Genomic DNA, 20,578 nt, shown 5'->3' on the forward strand with positions numbered 1-20,578 from the left:
CGACAGGAGGAACAGTGCACTCGTACACCGCTGCGCAGGCGCAGGCGATCGCGAGCCATGATCGGACGCTGCAGATCATCGCGTGCGCGGGATCGGGCAAGACCCAAGTGATCTCACAGCGGATCGCGGAGATCTTCCAGCGCCCCGGCGTCACGCCGTCGAACATCGTGGCGTTCACTTTCACCGAGAAGGCCGCCGCCGAGTTGAAGGAGCGTGTCCTCGGCATCGTCGGAGCCGACGGCGGGGACACGACCGGCCTGGCGGAGATGTTCATCGGCACGATGCACGCCTACTGCCTCGACGTTCTGCAGACTCACGTGCCCCAGACCTTCAAGTACTCGGTCCTCACGGAGATCACCCAGCGGCTCCTCATCGACCGCAACAGCCGGCGGTCGGGCCTGACCCTCACGCCCGCGGTCGTCAAGGGAGAGACCAGGAATCTGCGGCGCTACGTCAACTCCGGCCTCTACGCGCAGGTCCTCTCCGTGCTCGCTGAAGACGACGCCGACAAGGACCTCGTACCGGCGCAGGTGCTGGAATCCCAGTACATGTACAAGACCCTCCTTCGCGAGCATGCGTATTTCGACTACACGATGATGCTGGAGCTCGCGGTCGAACTGCTCGAGGCCGACGAGCACGACCCGGATGCGGCGGCACTCGTGGGCCACGTACGTGATGCCGTCCGCTTCGTGGTGGTGGACGAATATCAGGACGTCAATCCGCTCCAGGAGCGCCTCGTGGCGGCCCTCGTGCGGTTCGGTGCGAACCTCTGCGTGGTCGGCGACGACGATCAGACGATCTATCAATGGCGCGGCTCCGCCGTCTCCAATATCCTGACCTTCGCCGACCGCTAGAGAACGTCGAGCAGGTGACCCTGGCGGAGAACTTCCGCTCGACCGAAGGCGTGATCGCCGTCGGACGAAGCGTGGCCGAGTCCATTCCCGACGGGCATCGACTGGCCAAGGGAATGCTCCACGCCTCGCACCAGACCTGGGAGCGCGGAGACATCCTGGCCCTCGACCACGAGACATCCGACGACGAGGCTCGGGCGATCTGCGATCGCATCGAGTCGCTCCGAGGAGTCCCGTTTCAAGACTCCCCGGATTCCGAGCCTCGTGGCCTCTCCTGGTCCGACTTCGGGGTGCTGCTCCGATCGGTGGCGAAGGACGCCGGTCCGATCGTCGAGGAGATGGACCGCCGTGGCATCCCCTACCTCGTCAAAGGGCTCACGCGACTGTTCGAGGCACCCGCGATCAAAGCCGTGCAGGCGATGTTCCATTACGTCGTCGGCGACGTCCCCGAGGCCGTCCTGACAGCAGTCTGGCGCGGTGCGAACCTTGTTCCGGCCGACAGGGACCTCCAACCGCTGATCGCGGTGCTCGATGAGGGCCGGGACTTCGACCGTGACGAACGATGGGGCACCTACAACATCCAGCGGCTCTACCTACAAGCCCTGGAGTCACTCGATCTCCGCGAGGAGACGATTCCAGGAGACCCCGTTCAAGGTGAGCTGACCTACTACCAACTGGGGAAGTTCTCTCAGGTCATCTCGGACTTCGAAGCCATCAACTTCCTATCCGAGCCGCCCGAAAAGTACCGCAGCTTCGTGGACTGGCTCACCCATCAGGCTCCGGGATATTACGACGACGCCGACGCAGACGCGGGCTACGCCCAACCCGACGCCGTATTCATCTCGACTGTTCACCGGGCGAAAGGCATGCAGTGGCCGGCCGTATTCCTTCCCTGCCTGCGGCGCAATCGGTTTCCAGGCAAGCGCCACGGAGGCCTGAGTATTTTCCACGTGATCCCCGAAGTGGCGGTGCCGGATGCCGATCGCTACCGGGGGACGAACGAGGACGAGAGGCGGCTCTTCTACGTCGCCGTCACACGGGCGGAGAAGTACCTCACGATGTCCTACTCACCCGGGGACTCCTCGATGTACCGAAAGCCCTCAGAGTTCATGCAGGAGGTGAGGTCCGTACCGCACGTATCGACCGCCGACCTGCGGGACTTCACGACTGCTCCCCGCTTGGACCCACAGTCCAAGATCGACCTCCCGCAGGTGTCCCTCTCGTTCTCCGAGCTCAAGTACCTGTTCGAGTGTTCCTATCAGTTCAAACTCCGCTTCATGTACGGCTTCAACCCGCCCATTCATGAGGCACTCGGGTACGGCAAGGGCCTGCATGACGCGATCGCCGAGATGCACAAGCGCGCGCTCGACGGTGATATCGCTACTTCGAGCGACGCCGAGGCACTCGTAGCCCGACACCTGCACACTCCGTACGCCTTCTCCACGCTTCGGGAGGTGCTTGAGCGGGAGGCACAGGCCAGCCTCGGCCGATACCTCGAGCGCCATGGTTGTTGCCGGCCGCGTCGGGTGATGATGTGCGCGTCGTGATCGGTGAGGACGGATTGTGCTGAGAAGTGGCCCCGCCGGTGGTTCCCGGCGGGGCCTTGGTGGTCAGGGTGTCGCGGTGGTGGTCAGTGTGTCGGGGTGGTTATTCGGCGGTGACCTCGGTGACGGCGGCGCGGGCTGAGGACTCGTCGACGATGGCCTTGCCGGTGGCGAAGGCGGCGACGAGTGCCTGTACGGCGAGGTTGTTGACCGCTCGTGGTGTGCCGCGCCCGACTTGGTGGATGAGGGCGGTAGCGTCGTCGGAGAACAGCGTGTCTGAGCGCCCGGCCAGGGCCAGATGGTGGGCCAGGTAGCTCTTGGTCTCGGCGTCGTTCATCGCGGTCAGTGCGTAGCGCAGAGCGATGCGCTGGTCCAGCGCGGCGAAGGTCCCGAGCTTGATCCGGCGGCGCAGGGTCGGCTGGCCGATGAGCAGGCAGGCGAAGGGTGAGTGGGAGTCCATTTCGGCGTTCGTCAGCAGACGCAGTTCCTCGAGCTGTTCGGCGGTGAGCAGGTGGGCCTCGTCGAGGATGAGGATGACGGTGCGGCCGCGTTCGTGTTCCTCGGCGGCCAGCAGGTCGGCGGTCTGGGGGATGAGGCTGGCCTTGTGGAAGCGCGGGACGGCGCCGAGGGCGGTGACGATCTGGCCGTAGATGCCTCGGCCGCCGACGGCGGGGTTGCCTATGTAGATGGTGGTGTGCCGGGAGGCGTCCAGTGTGGCGAGGGCGGCGCGGACGGCGACGGTCTTGCCGGCGCCGACCTCGCCGGTGATCACGCCCAGGGCGCGTTCACCGATGCACCAGGAGATGCGGGCGACCGCTTCGGCGTGGGCGGTGTGGCGGTGCAGCATGCCGGGGGCCAGGGCTCGGCCGAAGGGCATGCGGGTGAAGCCGTAGTGGGCCTGGAGGCGGTCGAGAGTCACTGGGTCTCCTGAAGATCGTCGTCGTGAGTGGTGGCCAGCAGTTCGATCAGGTCGGTCTGTCCGGGCAGGACCGGTATGTCGCCGGTGGCGGCAGCGAGCCGGTCGCGGTGGGTAGCGAAGGAGGCGATGTCAGCCGCGAGGGCGGCGTTGACGTCCTCGGCGGCGGGCTCGTCGGTGAGTGGCTCGCCGGACATGGCGGCGTAGTTGACGCGCTGGGCCAGGGTGGTGGTGTGGCGGTCGCGGACCAGGGCCAGGTAGTCGATCCCGGTCACCGGCGCCGGGCCGGTGGCCTCGGCGGGTGTGGCGGCGGGGTGGACGTGCCGGCCGACCTGGTGAGCGACGGCGGCGCCCATGTCGCGTCCGGCGTAGCGGACGGTGATGTCAGTCAGGTCGAAGGGGTCGAAGACCAGCTCGACGCGTCGGCCGGTCAGGGCGGCGTCGACTTCGTAGGTGTTGCCGTGCAGGGAGACGGTGGCGGTCTTGGTCACCGCGCGGTGCTCGGACCACAAGAACGCCTCACGCAGCTGAGCCGGAGTCGGTAGGTGGGGTGTCCCGCCGGCCAGGAACCGCTCGATGGGCGTCTGGTCGGTCTCGGAGTGGACGCGCTGGTGGTAGACGCTCTCCACCCAGGCGGCGAACAACTCGTTCAACGCGGCCAGGTCGGTGATCTTCTCGGCGGCGCCGGGGGCGGTCAGCTCGATGAGGAACTGCTCGCGGACGGTGCGGAAGAACCGTTCGATCTTGCCCCTGCCCTCCGGCTGGCCCGGCCGGGAGTGCGTCATCCGGATCCCCAGGACGGCCAGGGCGCGCAGCAGCTGCTTGGAGACCATCGCCGCCCCGTTGTCCAGATAGAGGACGGCGGGGGTGCCGCGGGCGGCCAGCCCCGCGCGCAGCGCGGCGGCCAGGTGCAGGGCGTCCTCGCTGTGGCCCCACCGATACCCGGTCAGGGCCCGGGAGTGGTCATCGATGAACGCCATCAGGTAGGTCTTGCGCCCGGCGATCACCGGCCCGTGCAGCGCGTCCCCGGTCCACCGCTCGTTCGACGCGGCAGCCTCGAACCGGCCGAACGCCGTCGGTGCCTGCCCGTCGGGGCGAGTGTTGAGCTCCAGGCGGGCGAAGTGCCGCTGCAGCGTCCGGTCCGAGGGCACCGAACCCGTCCCGTGCTCGGTCAGGATCCTGGCGATCTGCGCTGCGGTGCGCCCCGGGACCTCGCGCTTGAGCGCCGCGGCCAGCTCCAGCACCGCCGCCGGGGTGCGGGGCTCGACGTGCCGGGCGGTGGGAATCAGCGCGTCGAACCCGCCAGCACGCCAGGCTCGGATCCACCGATCCAGGCTCACCCGCGAGACGCGGACCTTCTGCCCGTGCGGGCCGGTGTGCTCGGCGGCGGCCAGCCGGCGCACCAGCGCCCCGCGTTGGCGGGTCGTCAACGACACGTCCGCCGCCTCGCGGATCAGCGCATACCGGAACAGGGCCACGTCTCGTGCCCGCTCGGCCCGGCGCGCTTCGTTACCTCCGGGTCTGTCCTTGTGCTTCATCCCTTGCCCTCACCTCGTCGGAAACACCCATCCCGGCCGAGCATGGCGGGCCGATATGGCCCTGCCCAGGGTCAACTCGTGTTGCTCACCACCCCACCCCGAGCGAGGGAGCCAGCAGCCGCCCGCCGCTGACCCGGGCAGCGAACTCCCACGGGGCCACCAGCGACAGCCTGACCACCGCGGCGGCCGCTGCCCGGCCGATCGCCTCCACCGCGTCAGCCAGCGCTGAGCCCCGCGGCCTCAGCGCTGCCGCCAGCGGGTCCAGCGCCCCCAGCAGCCGGGTGAACTCGACGCGGACCTGCTCGGCGTTGACGGCCGCGCGGCGCAGCCAGCCCCGCACCGTCGAGGCCGGCCGTCCCAGCGCCGCCGCGATCGGCCGATGACCCGAACCGGCGGCCTTGGCCTCCAGCGCCGCTCCGATCACCGCGCCCGCATCCGCCCGACGCGACAGCCAAAGCTGGGCCAGCAGGACATGCGTCGCCCCGCAGGAGATACAGCGCGCCCGCCGCGGACGATGGCGCACCATGCCCGTCGGCCCGCGCGTAGACCGCTGGCGGGCATGGCCCCACGGACCCAGCACGCCTCGACACGAGGGGCAGGACAACTCCCCCGACACCAGCGACCGCTCGACCTCGACCGGGTCGCTACCTACCATCAACATCGGGTGCCCCCAAGCACCAAGTGACGGCCCTCCTGCTCGCCAAAGCATGGGAGGGCCGTCGCGCTTCAACAGAACGTGGTCACGCCCTTGACGCCGACCATAGAACCAGGCCAGCCCCCGCGACGCCGAACACGTCCTCATATTCGATGACGCCAACCCACCTACACGTGGTCAGCCACGGTGTCGCTCAACAATGGTGACGATCTGCCTAGAACCATCCACTCCGAGAAGCAGATCCAGGTCCATGTCGCGCCGGGGATCACTGTGGACGGTCGCATCGATCTGGTGAAGCGGCTGGCGACCGACGAGGTTTCGATCGTCGACTTCAAGTCCACTGCTGGAGCGCAGGCCGAGGAAGTCACGCAGGATCAACTGCATGTGTATGCGCTCGGCTATGCCGAACTCACCGCAGATGGCGCGGACCTCGTCGAGGTGCTCAACCTCGACGAGGACGGGAGGAACACCCGCGAGGTGATCCAAGACCCTCTCCTCGCGGATGTGCGGGCTCGAATCGCGGGCGCCGGGGACAGCCTGCGAAGGAACGACCTACCTCGCCTCCGGGCTGGCTCCAGACAGTGTCAGAGCTGCGATCTTGTCGGGATCTGCCGCCCTCGTTCAGACTTGCCCACCTGAGACCGACTGGCAGCTCCCAGCGTCGGGTCGCAAGAGTCCTATCCGGCTGGAGCGCGGCAGCGGGAAGGATCGACGCCCTCCGCGGTGAGCGGGTGCCCCCGTTCGGTGGCGACCCGACCCGGCCGACCGGGGCCTAGCTGCGGCCCTGGTCCCCCGCGTCCCCGGACCCGTCGGTCGGTGGCGGGGACGGGTTGTCGTCCGTGGGCGGCGGGGTCGTGGTCTCGGTCTCGCTCGGCGACTCGGTCGGGGTGCTCGGCTCCTCGGTCGGCGGCGGCGGGGCCTTGGCCACCGTGAGGTTGATGCTCGAGTTGACCGGGCGCAGCCCGGAGACGTCCTGGGCGATGACCGTGCCGGGTGTCTCGTCGGACTCGAGGAAGGTCGTGGCGGCGCTGATCCCGAGGTCCTTGAGCTCGGCGGCCACATCCTCGAACTGGTCGCCCACGAAGTCGGGGATCTCGACGTTCCCGGTCGCCACGATGATCGTGATGTCCGCGTCCGGGGAGACCTCCGTCTGGGCGGCCGGCTCGGTGCGGTCGACCGTGCCCTGCGACTTGTCGGCGATGTTCGCGGGTTCGATCGTGAAGTTGCCCGCGTTGAAGCCGGCGTCCACGAGCCGGTCCCGGGCCGCGTTCTGCTCCATCCCGGCCACGTTCGGGATCGCGATCGCGTCCGGTCCGGTGGAGAACCACACCTGGACGGAGCTGCCCTCGTCGACCATCGTGCCCACGGCGGGCGACCAGCGGGTGGCGTTGCCGGCCGCCACGTCCGTGGAGGCCTCCCCGCCCTGGTCGTCGAGCACGAGCCCCTCCTCCTCGAGGAGGGCGGTCACATCGCCCTTGTCCATCTCGTTGGTCAGGGTCGGCACGGCGACCTGCGGGGTGGGCGGCGGCTCCTTGTCCTGGTTGAGCAGGAGGAAGGCGACGACACCGGCGATCACCACGCCGAGGATCACGAGGGTCCAGATGAGGCCCTTGCGGCTCGGGGGCTCCTCCTCGGCCGCCTCGTCCTCGGCTACCGGCGGGAACGGGGAGGGCTGGGCGAGTGCCGGCTGACCGAGCACCTGCGTGGCCGGCGCGGCGGCGGCCATGGCCGGTGCCTGCACGAGCCCGCCGACCGCGGCGGCCTCGAGGTCCGCCCGGAACGCCGAGGCGGAGGAGTAGCGCTGCTCGCGGTCCTTCGTCAGGGCCTTGAGCAGGATCCGGTCGAGCGCCTCGGGAACGTCCGGCGCGAACGCCGACGGCGGCTGGGGCTCCTCGCCGACGTGCTGATAGGCCACGGCCACGGCCGAGTCGCCCACGAACGGGGGGCGGCCGGTGAGCAGCTCGTAGAGCAGGCAGCCCGTCGAGTACAGGTCCGAGCGGGCGTCGACCACCTCGCCGCGGGCCTGCTCGGGGGAGAGGTACTGGGCCGTGCCGACGACGGCCTGGGTCTGGGTCATCGTGGCCGAGGTGTCGGCCAGCGCCCGGGCGATGCCGAAGTCCATCACCTTGACCGCACCGGTCGGGGTGAGCATGACGTTCGCCGGCTTGATGTCGCGGTGCACGATCCCGCTGTGGTGGGAGTACTCGAGCGCCGTGAGCACCCCGAGGGTGATCTCGATCGCCTCGTCGATCGGCAGGGCCGAGCCGTCGCGCAGCAGATCGCGCACGGTGTGGCCCTCGACGTACTCCATCACGATGTACGGCCACCGGCTCTGCGCGCCGGCCGCATCGGTCGTGACCTCCTCGCCGGTGTCGTACACCGACACGATCGCGGGGTGATTGAGCGACGCCGCCGACTGGGCCTCGCGCCGGAACCGCGCCTGGAAGGTCACATCCGCGAGCAGGTCGGAGCGCAGTACCTTGACCGCCACGGTGCGGTTGAGCCGGGTGTCGCGGCCGATATGGACCTCGGCCATGCCGCCGCGCCCAATGAGCTCTCCGACCTCATACCTCTCTGCGAGCAGGCGGGGTACGTTGTCAGCCACCTATCGGCCTTTCGTCGATCGACATCGCGGCACACGCCGCGGTGGGGGGATTCTCGCCAGTGCAGTTGCCCAGCCTACCGACCTCCGCGGCGGCCGGATGCGCGAGCAGCATCACCATGAGCATGAGAGCTCCGCCACGCCGGCCCCGCCGATTCTGCTCGGAGCCGCCCTCCCCGCGCAGGGAGCGCCGCGAGGCCGGCGGCCCGGGCGCCGCCGCATCCTCCGGCTCGGTGCGCGTCGGATGCCAGCGGGGACGCGTGGCCGCCTCCCCGGGTGGGGTCGCCCGGTTCCCGGAGGCGGGGGTCGGCTTCGTCACGGCGATCGGCGGCCGCACCGACACGTTCGCCTTGAGCTCGACCTCGGTGGGGATCGCGGCGTGGTGCCCGGGCCGGGCGGACTCCGCGCCCGGAGCCAGCTCGGGCAGGAGCTCCTCGATCATCCGCGCCAGGGAGGCGGCGCTGCGGGGGCGGTCCTCCGGATCCTTCGCGAGCATCGAGCCGATGAGGTCCCGCACCCGCGCGTCGATCCGGTCGGGCATCGGCGGCACCTCCTCGTTCACGTGCGCGAACGCGATGTCCACCTGGGTCTTGCCGGTGAACGGACGACGCCCCACGAGCGCCTCGTAGCCGATCACCCCGAGGGCGTAGATGTCCCCGAGCCCGGTCGCCGCCCGGCCCATCGCCTGCTCGGGCGGCAGGTACTGGGCCGTGCCCATGACCATCCCGGTCGCGGTCATCGGGGCCTGATTCGCCCCGAGCGCGATCCCGAAGTCGGTGATCTTCACGTAGCCGTCGGGGGTGATGAGCAGGTTCGAGGGCTTGATGTCGCGGTGCACGACCCCGCCCATGTGCGCGGTGTGGAGGCCGCGGGCGGTCTGGGCGAGGATCGGCAGCACCTGCACCGCATCGAGGGTCCGCTCCCGGGCGAGCAGGTCCGAGAAGGGCTCCCCGATCACGAGCTCCATGATGAGGTAGCCAGAGTCGTCCTGCTCCCCGTAGTCGTACATCGCGGCGATGTTCTGGTGCGAGAGCCCGGCGGCGTTGCGTGCCTCGGCGCGCAGCCGCCCGAGGAAGGCGGCATCGCCCGCGAACTCGGGGCGCAGCACCTTGGCCGCGACCCGGCGCTCGAGGTGCTCGTCGAGCGCCGCCCACACCTCGCCCATGCCGCCGATCGCGATGAGATCGAGCAGGCGGTACCGCTCGCCCAGGAGGAGGCCCTCGACCGGTTTCACTCGCCGATCACCGCCTCCATCATCGCGCGGGCGATCGGCGCGGCCACCTTCGAACCGGTGGCCTCGCCGGCGAGATCCCCGCCGTTCTCCACCACGACCGCGACCGCGACCTGCGGATCGTCGGCCGGGGCGAAGGAGGTGAACCAGGCGTGCTGATTCTCCTCGTTGCCGGTCTGGGCGGTGCCGGTCTTGCCCGCGACGTCGACGCCCGCGATCCGGGCCGGGGCGCCCGTGCCATTGTCCACGACGTTGACCATCATCTCGGTCATCGTCGCGGCCGTCTCGGGCGAGACCGGCCGGGAGAACTCGACCGGCTCGGTCGAGGAGGTGACCCGCAGGTCCGGGCCCCGTTCGGTCTGCACGAGGTAGGGCTTCATGAGCACGCCGTCGTTCGCGATCGCGGCGGACACCATGGCCATCTGCAGGGGGGTGACCCGCACGTCGAACTGGCCGATGGCCGTCATCGCGAGCTGGGCGTCGTTCTGCGGATCGCCGAGCCGGGAGCCCGTGACCTTGAGCGGGATCGTCAGGTCCCGCCCGAATCCGAACGCCTCGGCCTGCTCGGTCAGCGCCTCGGCGCCGAACTCCATCGCGAGGTTCGCGAACGGGGTGTTGCACGAGACCTGCAGGGAGTACATGAGGGTCGCCTCACCGCCGCTGCCGCAGACGGAGCCCCCGGGGTTGTGGATCGTCGCGCTCGTTCCCGGCAGGTCGAGCTCCGTGGGTGCCGGCACCACCGAGTCGGGCCCGTAGTCGCCCGATTCGAGGATCATCGCCAGGTCGATGAGCTTGAAGGTCGACCCCGGCGGATACTGGTCGCCGCCGATGGCCCGGTTGATCAGCGGCCGGTCGGGGTCGTCGATGAGCTCCTGGTAGGCCTCGTTCACGGCGACCGTGTCGTGGCCGGCGAGCACGTTCGGGTCGAAGCTCGGGGTGGACACGAGCGCCAGGATCCTGCCCGTGGCCGGTTCGATCGCCACGGCCGCGCCGCGCTGGTCCCCGAAGGCCTCGAGCGCGGCCTCCTGCACCGCCGGATCGACCGTGAGCTCCACGGTGCCGCCGCGCTGCTGCCCGCCCGTGAAGAGCGTGCGGATCCGCGAGAGCAGCAGGGAGGTGTCCGACCCGTTGAGCACGTCGTTCTCGGCCTTCTCCATGCCGGAGGCCTGGAACACGACCGAGAAGTAGCCGGTGATGGGCGCGTAGGCGGGACCGTCGGTGTACACCCGCTGATAGCCGAAGGCGTCGTCGACGGGCTCGGAGAACGCGATCTCGTTGCCCGCCACCACGATCGGGCCCCGATCGCGCCCGTATTCGCGGTAGACCGAGCGGGTGTTGAACTCCTTGTTGTTCAGGGCGTCGGCGCGCCCGTACTGCACGAGGGTCACCTGCACCATGAGCGCGGCGAACATGAGCAGCACCACGACGCTGAGCCGGCGGATCGGAGTGTTCATCGCCGCAGCTCCTGGGTTGGGTACTCGTCGCCCGGGGCCACCGGCGTGACCGGCGTGCCCGGCGTGACCGGACGCTCGCGCCCGGGGCGAGCTGCGTCGTCCGTACGCAGTGCGTCGATCGCGATCGCCACGGTTTCGTTCCCGAGCGGTCCGGCCTCGGGGGCGGGGCTGCGGGCGGCGTCGGAGATGCGCAGCAGGATCGCCACGATGATCCAGTTGGACACGAGGCTCGAGCCGCCGGCGGCGAGGAACGGGGTGGTCAGGCCGGTGAGCGGGATGAGGCGGGTGACGCCGCCGACGATGATGAAGCACTGGAAGGCGATGACGAACGCGAAGCCCGAGCCGAGGAGCTTGCCGAAGCCGTCGCGCACGCCGATCGAGGCCCGCAGCCCGCGCTGGATGAGGATGAGATACATGAGCAGGATCGCCATGAGGCCCGTGAGGCCCAGCTCCTCCCCGAGCGAGGCGATGATGAAGTCGGAGTTCGCGTACGGCACGAGGTAGGGGTGGCCCTGGCCCCAGCCGGTGCCGAGCAGCCCGCCGGCGGCCAGGCCGAAGAGCCCGTCGACCAGCTGGCCGGAGCCGTACGGGGCGAAGTAGACGTCCGGGTCGAGGGCGTGGAGCCAGATGTCGAAGCGGGCCGCGACGTGCCCGAACGTGTTCACGGCGAGGATCACCCCGACGGCGAACAATCCGAGCCCGATGAGGATCCAGCTCACCCGCTCGGTGGACACGTACAGCATCGCCACGAACAGACCGAAGAACAGCAGGCTCGTGCCCAGGTCGCGCTGCACCACGAGCACGACGATCGAGGCCGCCCACACGATGAGCAGCGGCCCGAAGTCGGCGATCCGGGGCAGCTGCATCCCGAGCACCTTCGGCCCGGCGAGGGTGAGGGAGTCGCGATGGGTCACGAGATACGCGGCGAAGAAGATCGCCAGCAGGATCTTGGCGGGCTCCGCCGGCTGGAACTGGACGCCGGCCACGTTCACCCACAGCTGGGCGCCGTTGATCCGCTGGCCGATCACGGGCAGCAGCGGCGAGAGCAGCAGCAGCAGGCCGGCGCCCCCGGCGAGGTAGGGCAGCCGCCGCAGCAGCCGGTGATCGGTGAGCAGCACGATCACGGCGATCGCCGCGGCCGCGCCCACGAGGGTCCACAGCAGTTGCCGGTCGGCGGCGCCGCCGGCGCGGCCCCGGGCCACGGCGGCGAGGTCGAGGCGGTAGATCATCGCCAGCCCGAGGCCCGTGAGGGCGACGACGATCGGCACCATGACCGGGTCGGCGTGGGGTGCGCGCCACCGGAGCACGAGATGGAGCGCCACGCTCACCCCGGCGAGCACGGCGGCGTACACGGGCAGGTCACCCGGGATCTCCCCCTCCACGCCGAGGCCGACGAGGGCGAGCCCGCCCACCCCGATCGCCACCGCCACGGCGAGCAGCACGAGCTCGGAGCCGCGGCCGGCGCCCGGGCGGGCCGCGGCGACGGTGGCCATCAGCGGGCCTCCCCGGTCAGCTCGGCCACGATCGTCGTCGCATCGGCGAGGCTCACGGCGCTGATCCCGCGTTCCACCCGCGACTGCGCGAACGGGGGCAGGTCGTCCAGGCGGATGACCGTGCGTTCGGTCACGTGGGACAGCTCGACCGGCCCGATCGATTGCGGCACGCCCTGGTAGATCGCCACATAGTCCCCGTCCGGGGCCACGAAGTACTGGGTCTGGGTCCACTGGTAGCCGAGCACCACGGCCGTGACGAGCAGCGCGAGCGGAACGAGCACGGCGAGCAGCCGCACCCACGGCCGGCGGCGAGGTGGGGCGTCGACGTCGCGGGCGTCGTCCTCGAGCTCGTCCGCCCCCGGGGCGGCCCCCGTGTGCGCCGCCACGAGCGCGGCGGCGCGGGCGGCCGCGCTCGAACCGCCCCGGGTGGGCCGGGCCCGGTCGATCGCGGCGGCACCGACCACCTGCGGCACGGTCGAGGCACCGGCCGAGTCGTCGGTCACGTCGGCCACGACCACGGTGATGTTGTCCTGCCCGCCCCCGCGCAGCGCGAGATCCACGAGCTGTTCGGCGCACGCGCCGGGATCGGTCACGTGCCGCAGCGTCTCGGCGATCGTCTCGTCCGAGACCATCCCCGAGAGCCCGTCCGAACACAGCAGCCACCGGTCGCCGGCCTTGAGCTCGCGCACGGTCTCGTCGAGCTCGACCTCGTCCGTCGAATCTCCCAGCACCCGCAGGATCACGGAGCGTTGGGGATGGTTCTCGGCCTCGGCCGGGGTGATCTGGCCGGTGTCGATGAGGTACTGCACGAACGTGTGGTCCTGGGTGATCTGGTGCAGGGAGTGCTCGCGCAGCAGATACGCCCGGGAGTCGCCGACGTGGACCATCGCGGCCGTGCGCCCCGAGACGAGCATCGCCACGACCGTCGTGCCCAGCCCGGCCAGCTCGGGGCGGGCGCGGGAGTACTCGATCAGGTCCGTGTGGGCGTCGGTCAGCGCCCCCGTGAGCAGCTCGAGGATGTCGTCCGCGCCGTGGTCGTCACCGTCGAGGGCCGCGAGGTGGGCCACCGCGACCGAGGAGGCGATGTCGCCCCCGGCGGCCCCGCCCATGCCGTCGGCGAGCACGAGCAGGTTCGGGCCCGCGTAGCCGGAGTCCTGGTTGTTGGCCCGGATGAGGCCCACGTCCGAGCGCGCGGCGTAGTGGAGCGAGATCGCCATCGTCACCTGCGCAATTCGATGATCGTCTGCCCGATCCGGATCGGGGTGCCGGCGCCGAGCACGACCGGGGTCGAGATCCGCCGCGAGGCCACGAACGTGCCGTTGGTCGACCCGAGGTCCTCGACGTACCAGGCGCCGCCGGCGGGGAAGATGCGGGCGTGTCGGGAGGAGGAGTAGTCGTCGTCGAGCACGAGCGTGCAGGAGGGGTCGCGGCCGATGAGGATGGCGGATTCGCCCAGCCGCATGCTCGTGCCGCCGAGCGGGCCGGCGGTGACCACGAGTCGGCCCAGCGCCCGGTTCGACCGGTCGGCGCGGTCGTCCTTCTCGGCGCGCTCCCGGGCCGGGCGGGTCGCGTGGACGCTGCCGCGGGCGAAGATGCGGGTGCCGAAGATGTCGCGGCGGAGCACCCCGATCGCGCTGAGCACGAAGAGCCACAGCATCGCCAGGAATCCCAGGCGCAGCACCGTGACCACGAGCTCGGAGAGGTTGCTCATCCGTCACCCGAATCGGCACCGGTCCAGAACAGGATGCGGGTGCGCCCGATCGTCAGGGTGTTGCCGTCGACGAGCGTGGCCGCCTCGATGTGGTGGCCCTCGACGTAGGTGCCGTTCGTGGAGCCGAGATCGGTCGCGATGATCCCGTCCGGCGTGGCCCGGATCTCCAGGTGGCGCCGGGAGACGCCGGAGTCGTCGACGATGATGTCGGCCTCGCTGCCGCGGCCGATCACGGTGACCGCGCCCGTGAGCAGGTAGCGCTGGCCGTCGATGTCGACGATCGGATGGTTGCGGGCGGGCGCGGTGGTCGCCGGCGCGACCGTGCCGCGGCGGGAGGAGGAACGCACCCGGAAGCGGCCGGCCTGCAGATCCTCGACCTCCTCGAAGGTCACCTCGACCGGGCCCACGAACACGTAGCGCTGGGCGGTCGCGTGCTCGGTGGCGCTCGCGGCGAGCTCGTCGGCGAGGACGTCGGAGCCCCACGAGTCGACCTGCTCGGAGTCGGTCGGTCCGAGCTCGACCACGAACGCGTTCGGCACCACGGTGCGCCCACGGGAGAGCGCGGCGGTGCGCTCGTCCATGTCGCGGCGGATCGCCGAGGCGATGTCCACCGGCTTGAGCTCGGTCTTGAACGCCTTGGCGAACGTGTTGCTCAGGGCACGCTCGACGCCCTTCTCGAACCGGTCGAGAACTCCCACTGCGCACCTCCTCCTCATCAGCCGGGTACCCACGACACGTAGGCACCACTCAGTGCATCAGTGCACATCGTAGTTGGCTTGGTCACGCGCTGCGTTGTCGCGGGCGCGCGTGGGGGTCTCCCGGTCGCCCGGAGGGGGCCGGATGTGACGGTCTTCACCGCCCGTGGGAGCCGCCCGCGGGGATTGCGGACGGCGCCCGCTCGCCCGGTCCGGGGCCCGCCCGGGCACGTGTTAGGCTTTCGACGCTGCGGGCGACCGCGGCGCTCGCGCGAGTGGCGGAATTGGCAGACGCGCACGGTTCAGGTCCGTGTGCCCGTGAGGGCGTGGGGGTTCAAGTCCCCCCTCGCGCACGAGTGAAGAAATGGCCTCTGGCCTGCGGAGACGATTCGCAGGGCGGAGGCCTTTCGTCGTCTTCTATGCCGACGCGCGCTCAGCGCCGGGCGTGGCTCGAGGTGTGCTGCGACGCGGTCGGCCCCTGCCGATCGACGCGGATCGCACTCACGCCACGACGCGTTGGCGACGGCCGGCGGAGTCGAGTGCGGCGAACTCCAGAACGGCGAGAATGTCGTCTCGTTCAAGCTCGTCGTAGTCGGTCAGGATCTCTTCGTAGGTCATGCCGGAGGCCAGCAGTTCGAGGACGTCGTGCACGCGCAGTCGCATGCCGCGGATTGTCGGGGCGCCATGGCAGATCGACGGGTCGACCGTGATCCGGTCGAGTCGGCTGACGACATTGCTCATGGTCGAAGCGTACGCATCGCGGCCGCGGATGGGGCAGGTCCCGAGGCGAAGCCGTCGGCCCGGCCCCGAGGAGTGATTGCGGTCGATGGGGCTGTGGCAGCGTTGCTTGCCGGTGCCGCGGCCGGCACGGTTCCAGTGATCACGAAGCGGCGAGGGAGTCCAGAGCGTTCGAGTGTCGGCCGGTGTGGCGCAGTTGGAAGCCGGAACGTGACGGATCGCGTTGAACTGAAGTAACCCGACGCTCTTGACCGACCGGTCAAGAGCGTGTGTACCATCGAAAACGACCCCCGATTCGGGAGCCATCTGACGAGAAGGAGGATGAGTTCGATGAAGAGGTGGACACGATGGCAGGACTGGGTGGCGGTGGCCGCCGGCCTGTATGCGGCCCTGGCAAGCATCTGGACGACCCCGCGTACCGGCGCGACGGTCTCCCTGATGATCGTGCTGGGCGTGCTGATGATCATCGCAGGGCTATGGAGCCTGGCCGCGCCGGGCTTCGTATCGATGGAGTGGATACTCGCAGTGCTCTCGGCGCTGCTGTTCATCTCCCCATGGGTGACGAGCTACGCCGGCATGTCCGGCCCCGCCTGGACCTCATGGATCTGCGGAGGTGTCGGTGTGATCGCCGGCCTGTGGGCGCTCGCGCCCGCGGAGAAGGTGCACCACACGACGCACGGCGGCGGCCAGGTCGCGCACGCGTGATCGACGATCGGCACGGGGCCGGTGGGAGACCACCGCCCACGTGCCCGTCGCCGAATCGAGGAACGCCCGAGAACTCGGGGGATTCCGACAACTGAACGGAGGGCGAGATGCGCGCCGAGGCCGGCACCCGCGCCCGTGAGCGGATTCTCGACGCCGCGGCTGTGCTCTTCGCCCAGCGTGGCTTCGACGGGTCGTCGACGGCGCGCATCGCGCACGCCGCGGGCGTGCCGAAGGGGCTGCTCTTCTACTACTTCCCGACCAAGCCGGACATCCTCGGCGCGCTCCTGGAGGAGCGGTTCGTGGTGGCGCCCTTCGACACGGGGCCGCTCACCGTGCGGGGCGATCCGGCTCAGACCCTCATGAACCTGAGTGAGCGGGTACTGCGCAACCACGCCGAATCGGAGATCCTGCGGGAGATCATCTGGCACGAGTCGCATACGCGGCCCGAGGTGCTCGCCGCGCTCACGCGCTACCGGCAGGCACTGAACGGTTCGATCCAACGCGCCTTGGCGGCCAGCCTGCCGGGCCACATCAACGAGGACGTGATCCGGGCAGCGGCGGCGGCGTGGGCCGCGCTCATCACGGCCCGCCCGCTCGGGGGCGAGGGGGACGGTCGCGGGGCGATCCATGCCGTGGCGAACCTGCGCGCGGTCGCGCAGCTGCTCACCGCGGGACTGCGTGCCGCGCCGGCGGGGGCGTGACGGGGCCGGCGGTACAGTCGATCCATGGCAGTGACGTCGTCGCGCTCCTGGCTCGCGCCGTTCGTCGTGCTCACGCTCGTCACCGCCGTCGACGTGATCCGCGCGGCCTGGGCCGATGCGATCTTCTTCGCGGTCGCCATCGTCCTGGCCGCCGTGCAGACCCGCTCGCCCCGGCGCCCGCGGCACGCCCTCGCGGGGCGGGCCCCGATCGCAGCGATCGTGGGGACGGCGCTCGCGGCCCTCCTCGTGCTCACCTTCACCCCGCGGCACGGCCTCGGCGCCGGAGTCGTCGTGTGTCTGCTCGGCGCCGCGACCGTCACCGTCGCGGTCCTCGGCGGCTGGCCGCGCGGGCCGAGTGGACTGAACGAACCGGCCCCCGCCGTGGACCACAGGCGGGGCGACGAGCGCGGCGACCCCGGGCTGCGGCGGGCGGGGCGCGCCTGGGGCGCGATCATCGTGCTCGCCGGGCTGTGGGAGCTGACGGCCTACCTCACCTGGCGCTGGGGCGTGCTGGCCGACGGGATCATGCCCTCGATCTCCGATGTCCTCGACCCGATTCTCGACACCTTCGCGGGGAAGGCGGCCTTCGCGGCGATCTGGCTCGCCGGCGGCGCAGGCCTCCTGATCCGCGCCTGGCGGACGGGGGAGGATCGATGCGCCTGATCACGATCGCCGTCTACTCGCTCTGCCTCGCCGCGGCCCTCATCCTGACCGCCTGGTCGCACCGCCATCCGGATCGGGTGACGCCGGTCGCCGGGCTGCTCGACTCGATCCTCTCCGCCCGGGCCGCCCGCATCACGCTGCTCGTGTTCTGGTGGTGGCTCGGGTGGCACTTCCTGGTCAGCTGAGCCGAGTCGCGTGGTGCCTCACGCGTCATCCCGCACGTCGTCGTCCCGGACGGCTCGGTGGAATGCGCGCAGCCCGCCGGCCAGCCTGTCCTTGAGTGATCGGGCCCGGTCGAGGGTCTCGGTGCCGAACTGTCCGACCGCGCCTGCCCCCTCCGCACCTGTATGCCGGCCCCTTCCTTCGCGCCGACGCGGCCGCGGGCGGCCCCGACCCGTTCGAGCCCGACCCCTTCCGGCGGGCTCGGCCGTTCCCCCGCCCCCGCCAGGCCCGGACGAGCAGGTCCGCCCCACCCGTGAGCCACACCAGCGCGAAGTGCGCCTTTCCCGACCGTCCTCGTGAATTGAGGTGAGGTGAGCTGAGGTGACGCGAGGGCGACTACGCGTGCATGAGTCGGATGCCCTCGCCGAAGGTCGTGGTCCGGTCGCCCAGTTGCAGCGCGCGGAAGGTCATGGTCGCCGACTCTTCCAGCAGGAGGGCACGCCGCAGTGCCATGAGGACGTCGTCCCCGATCGTCGAGCAGCCGTGGTTGCTGAGCACGATGCAGTTGTGATCGTGCGCCTGGGCGGCGGCCCCGTCGGCCAGTTCGTCCGACCCGTTCGGGAAGAACGGCACCTGGCCGATCGACGCGACGTAGTGGGCGTGGTCGAGCGTCAGGTGGCGGATCGGCAGGTCGAGGGCGTCGAGCAGCACCGCGTACTGCGGGTGGACGTGCACGATCGCCCCGGCGTCGGAGCGCTCGACGTAGGTGCGCTGGTGGAGCTTCCACTCGCTCGAGGGGCGGTCGGCGCCGCCGAGCCGCCGCCCGGACAGCGACACGACGGTGAAGTCGGCGGGCGTGAGCCGGTCCAACTGGGTGGCGGCCCCGGTGACGAGGAATCGGTCGGATCCGGGTTCGCGGGCCGAGAGATTGCCGCCGGTGGCGTGGACCAGGCCGCGAGTGACGGCCACGTTCCCGGCGTCGACGAGTTGTTCGATGAGATGGTGCTCGGTCGGAGTCAAGATGATGGTCAAGGTGTCCCCCAAGGACGTGAAGAGGATGAGGCCGTGCGCGGCGGATGCGCGACTGGTCAGGCGACGAGCACGTTGACGCCCTCGTCGCGAATCGGTTGGAGGTCCGCCTCCGGCACGCCGTCATCGACGATGACGTCCGTGAACTCGCAGACTTCGCCGAGCCGATAGAGGGCGCCCCGGGCGAACTTCGTGTGATCCATGAGCAGGACCCGGCGCCGGGCGGCGGCCACCATCGCCCGCTTGGTGGTGACCACCCGCTGATCCTGATGGTAGAGCGTCGCCCCCCGCAGCGAGGAGGTCGAGGCGAACAGCACGTCGGCGTAGAGGTCCTCGAGGTTGCCCTCGCACATCATCCCGAGGAATGCGCCGTAACCCGGGATGAACTGTCCGCCGAGGCCGATGAGCTTCACGTGCGGGTGGGCGCTCGCCCCCTGCATGACCGGTAGGCAGTTCGTGATGATCGTCAGCGGATCGCGCTGGACGAGGTGCGGCACCACCGCGAGGGCGCTGGTCGAGTCGTCGATGATGACGACGTCGCCGTCGGAGGCCAGTTCGGCCGCAGCGGCGGCGATGCGCTGCTTCTCCTCGACCGAGTGGCCGCGCCGGTACAGCAGGTCGCTCTCGAAGCCGGTCGACCGCTGCGCGGAGGCACCACCGCGGACTTTGCGCAGAACCCCCAGCTCCTGGAGTTCGTGCAGGTCGCGATGGATCGTCATCCGGCTGACGCCGAGGGAGTCGACGAGCCGGTCGACGTTAACGAAGCCGGATTCGCGCACCGCACTCGTGATGTACTCGAGCCGATCGCCCTTCGCTCGTGGATTCGTCTCGGTGTGGTCGCGGCTCACGTCGTCGTCCAAGTTCTTCTCCTCTGGCGCTGTGGTCTCGAAACGGTGTGCGTGCCGTGGGTCATCAGCTCGAGAGTCGGGGGTGTGCGACGCGGAACTCCTCGACCTGAGCCAGATCCACGATCCCGGCGTCCGATCCCAATCCGGTAGCAACGAGACTGCCACAGGCGAGGCCGCGTTCGGCTGCTTCGGCGGGCGACAGTCCCTCGAGGAGTCCGGAGATGAAGCCCGCGGTGAACGCGTCTCCGCACCCCGTCGTGTCGACGACGTCGATCGCGTAGGCGGGCAGCACGACCTCCTCGGCGCCGGCCGGCGCGATGCTCACGCCGTCGCCGCCCAGGGTCAGCACGGTGCACCCCACGCCGTGCTCGTGCAGCCAGCCGATGATCTCACCGCGCTCCTCCGTGCCGACGAGCCACCCTGCCTCCTCGATGTTCGGCATGACGTAGTCGATGAACGGCAGGGCTGGGGCGATGAGCTCCTGGGCGTCCGGTCGCGGGCTCATGAGGAAGTCGACGGTCGTCGTCGCTCCCAACGCCTTCGCGCGCTGCAGGATGCGGGCCATGGGGGCGCCGTCGATCCCCGGCAGGATGAACGCCCCGCCGAGATGGAAGACGCTCGCCTCACCGACGACGTCCCACGGCACGTCGTCCTCCGTCAGTGCGGCGTTCGCGCCGATGACGTGCAGCGCGGGCCGGGATCCGTCGGTTCGGATGGGCAGGAGGCTCGCGGAGGTCTGCAGCCCCGGGTCGACGAGCAGGTGCTCGGTGTTCACGCCGTAGCGAGCCATGGTGGTGCGGACGAACTCGCCGATCGTGTCGTCGCCCACGCGCCCGACCGTCGTGACGTCCACACCGAGCTTCGCGAGGTTGACCGAGGGTGCCGCGGCCGTTCCGGCGACCGTGAACTTGATCTCCTCGAGGAAGCTGAGCTGCTGTCCGGGCGGCACGGCGGTGAAGGGCCAGCCGAGCGCGTCCGCGATGTGCGCGCCGAAGGAGACGACCTGTGACATGTGACTTCCTCTCGTCGGGTGGGCGGGGCG

Annotated in this window: 21 protein-coding genes and 1 tRNA gene; 8 read left to right on the forward strand and 14 right to left on the reverse strand. The window is 70.3% G+C overall.

Features of this window, described 5'->3' with window-relative positions; translation table 11 throughout:
- Nucleotides 1-14 precede the first annotated feature (14 nt).
- Nucleotides 15-854: a UvrD-helicase domain-containing protein gene (locus GCE65_RS16380; RefSeq protein ID WP_228760027.1), complete on the forward strand. Its 840-nt coding sequence runs from the start codon at nt 15-17 to the stop codon at nt 852-854.
- Complete coding sequence (locus GCE65_RS00305; protein WP_228760028.1) at nt 806-2,398, forward strand: 3'-5' exonuclease; 1,593 nt, start codon at nt 806-808, stop codon at nt 2,396-2,398. Before GCE65_RS16380 ends, GCE65_RS00305 begins: the two co-directional genes overlap by 49 nt.
- Before the next feature lie 100 nt (nt 2,399-2,498).
- On the opposite strand, the gene GCE65_RS00310 is transcribed toward GCE65_RS00305, so the two are convergent.
- From GCE65_RS00310 to GCE65_RS00320, 3 genes are all read right to left on the reverse strand, one after another.
- Entirely contained in the window at nt 2,499-3,314 is an 816-nt protein-coding gene (locus GCE65_RS00310) for an ExeA family protein (protein WP_228760029.1), read from the reverse strand.
- Nucleotides 3,311-4,849, reverse strand: a complete 1,539-nt coding sequence (locus GCE65_RS00315) for a DDE-type integrase/transposase/recombinase (RefSeq protein ID WP_228759932.1) — start codon at nt 4,847-4,849, stop codon at nt 3,311-3,313. The genes GCE65_RS00310 and GCE65_RS00315 overlap by 4 nt, the downstream gene beginning before the upstream one ends.
- Before the next feature lie 85 nt (nt 4,850-4,934).
- Nucleotides 4,935-5,375, reverse strand: coding sequence for a hypothetical protein (locus GCE65_RS00320; RefSeq protein ID WP_228759933.1), 441 nt, complete (start codon nt 5,373-5,375; stop codon nt 4,935-4,937).
- 315 nt (nt 5,376-5,690) lie between these two features.
- On the opposite strand from GCE65_RS00320, the gene GCE65_RS00325 reads away from it, so the two are divergent.
- A complete protein-coding gene (locus GCE65_RS00325) occupies nt 5,691-6,143 on the forward strand; it encodes a PD-(D/E)XK nuclease family protein (protein WP_153876976.1) in 453 nt (150 codons plus the stop codon).
- A 133-nt stretch (nt 6,144-6,276) separates the two neighbouring features.
- On the opposite strand, the gene pknB is transcribed toward GCE65_RS00325, so the two are convergent.
- From pknB to GCE65_RS00360, 7 genes are read right to left on the reverse strand one after another with little or no spacing between them, the layout of a single operon-like run.
- Entirely contained in the window at nt 6,277-8,109 is a 1,833-nt protein-coding gene (gene pknB / locus GCE65_RS00330; RefSeq protein WP_153876977.1) for a Stk1 family PASTA domain-containing Ser/Thr kinase, read from the reverse strand.
- The gene (locus GCE65_RS00335) at nt 8,102-9,340 is read right to left on the reverse strand and encodes a serine/threonine-protein kinase (protein WP_153876978.1); all 1,239 of its coding nucleotides are present in this window, start codon (nt 9,338-9,340) and stop codon (nt 8,102-8,104) included. Before GCE65_RS00335 ends, pknB begins: the two co-directional genes overlap by 8 nt.
- Nucleotides 9,337-10,791: a penicillin-binding protein 2 gene (locus GCE65_RS00340; protein ID WP_152817958.1), complete on the reverse strand. Its 1,455-nt coding sequence runs from the start codon at nt 10,789-10,791 to the stop codon at nt 9,337-9,339. Before GCE65_RS00340 ends, GCE65_RS00335 begins: the two co-directional genes overlap by 4 nt.
- Nucleotides 10,788-12,284, reverse strand: a complete 1,497-nt coding sequence (locus GCE65_RS00345; RefSeq protein WP_152817957.1) for an FtsW/RodA/SpoVE family cell cycle protein — start codon at nt 12,282-12,284, stop codon at nt 10,788-10,790. The genes GCE65_RS00340 and GCE65_RS00345 overlap by 4 nt, the downstream gene beginning before the upstream one ends.
- Entirely contained in the window at nt 12,284-13,501 is a 1,218-nt protein-coding gene (locus tag GCE65_RS00350) for a Stp1/IreP family PP2C-type Ser/Thr phosphatase (protein WP_152818042.1), read from the reverse strand. The genes GCE65_RS00345 and GCE65_RS00350 overlap by 1 nt, the downstream gene beginning before the upstream one ends.
- Before the next feature lie 2 nt (nt 13,502-13,503).
- A complete protein-coding gene (locus tag GCE65_RS00355) occupies nt 13,504-13,995 on the reverse strand; it encodes an FHA domain-containing protein (RefSeq protein WP_153876979.1) in 492 nt (163 codons plus the stop codon).
- Entirely contained in the window at nt 13,992-14,693 is a 702-nt protein-coding gene (locus tag GCE65_RS00360) for a DUF3662 and FHA domain-containing protein (protein ID WP_153876980.1), read from the reverse strand. Before GCE65_RS00360 ends, GCE65_RS00355 begins: the two co-directional genes overlap by 4 nt.
- Nucleotides 14,694-14,959: 266 nt before the next feature.
- Here GCE65_RS00360 and GCE65_RS00365 point away from each other — a divergent pair.
- Nucleotides 14,960-15,043 (forward strand) — tRNA-Leu (locus GCE65_RS00365).
- Between the two features lie 148 nt (nt 15,044-15,191).
- Here GCE65_RS00365 and GCE65_RS00370 read toward each other — a convergent pair.
- Nucleotides 15,192-15,431, reverse strand: coding sequence for a DUF433 domain-containing protein (locus tag GCE65_RS00370; RefSeq protein ID WP_152818040.1), 240 nt, complete (start codon nt 15,429-15,431; stop codon nt 15,192-15,194).
- Between the two features lie 327 nt (nt 15,432-15,758).
- Between GCE65_RS00370 and GCE65_RS00375 the strand changes: the two genes are divergently transcribed.
- The 4 genes from GCE65_RS00375 (at nt 15,759) to GCE65_RS00390 (ending at nt 17,682) form a co-directional block, all read left to right on the forward strand.
- On the forward strand, nt 15,759-16,133 hold the full coding sequence (locus GCE65_RS00375) for an SPW repeat protein (RefSeq protein WP_152817954.1): 375 nt from the start codon (nt 15,759-15,761) through the stop codon (nt 16,131-16,133).
- Nucleotides 16,134-16,240: 107 nt separating this feature from the next.
- Nucleotides 16,241-16,834, forward strand: coding sequence for a TetR/AcrR family transcriptional regulator (locus GCE65_RS00380; RefSeq protein WP_153876981.1), 594 nt, complete (start codon nt 16,241-16,243; stop codon nt 16,832-16,834).
- A 24-nt stretch (nt 16,835-16,858) separates the two neighbouring features.
- Nucleotides 16,859-17,497: a hypothetical protein gene (locus tag GCE65_RS00385; RefSeq protein ID WP_153876982.1), complete on the forward strand. Its 639-nt coding sequence runs from the start codon at nt 16,859-16,861 to the stop codon at nt 17,495-17,497.
- Entirely contained in the window at nt 17,488-17,682 is a 195-nt protein-coding gene (locus GCE65_RS00390) for a DUF6186 family protein (protein ID WP_153876983.1), read from the forward strand. The genes GCE65_RS00385 and GCE65_RS00390 overlap by 10 nt, the downstream gene beginning before the upstream one ends.
- A gap of 373 nt (nt 17,683-18,055) precedes the next feature.
- Here GCE65_RS00390 and GCE65_RS00395 read toward each other — a convergent pair whose 3' ends face one another.
- The 3 genes from GCE65_RS00395 to GCE65_RS00405 are packed head-to-tail and all read right to left on the reverse strand — an operon-like array spanning nt 18,056 to nt 20,548.
- Nucleotides 18,056-18,691: a class II aldolase/adducin family protein gene (locus GCE65_RS00395; RefSeq protein WP_227993107.1), complete on the reverse strand. Its 636-nt coding sequence runs from the start codon at nt 18,689-18,691 to the stop codon at nt 18,056-18,058.
- A 56-nt stretch (nt 18,692-18,747) separates the two neighbouring features.
- Entirely contained in the window at nt 18,748-19,548 is an 801-nt protein-coding gene (locus GCE65_RS00400) for a DeoR/GlpR family DNA-binding transcription regulator (protein ID WP_194164922.1), read from the reverse strand.
- 52 nt (nt 19,549-19,600) lie between these two features.
- Nucleotides 19,601-20,548 (reverse strand): carbohydrate kinase family protein, encoded by a 948-nt coding sequence (locus GCE65_RS00405; RefSeq protein WP_153876984.1) that lies wholly within the window; start codon nt 20,546-20,548, stop codon nt 19,601-19,603.
- Nucleotides 20,549-20,578 lie beyond the last annotated feature (30 nt).

The organism is Pseudactinotalea sp. HY158, from assembly GCF_009660225.1.
Classification (GTDB): Bacteria; Actinomycetota; Actinomycetes; order Actinomycetales; family Beutenbergiaceae; genus HY158.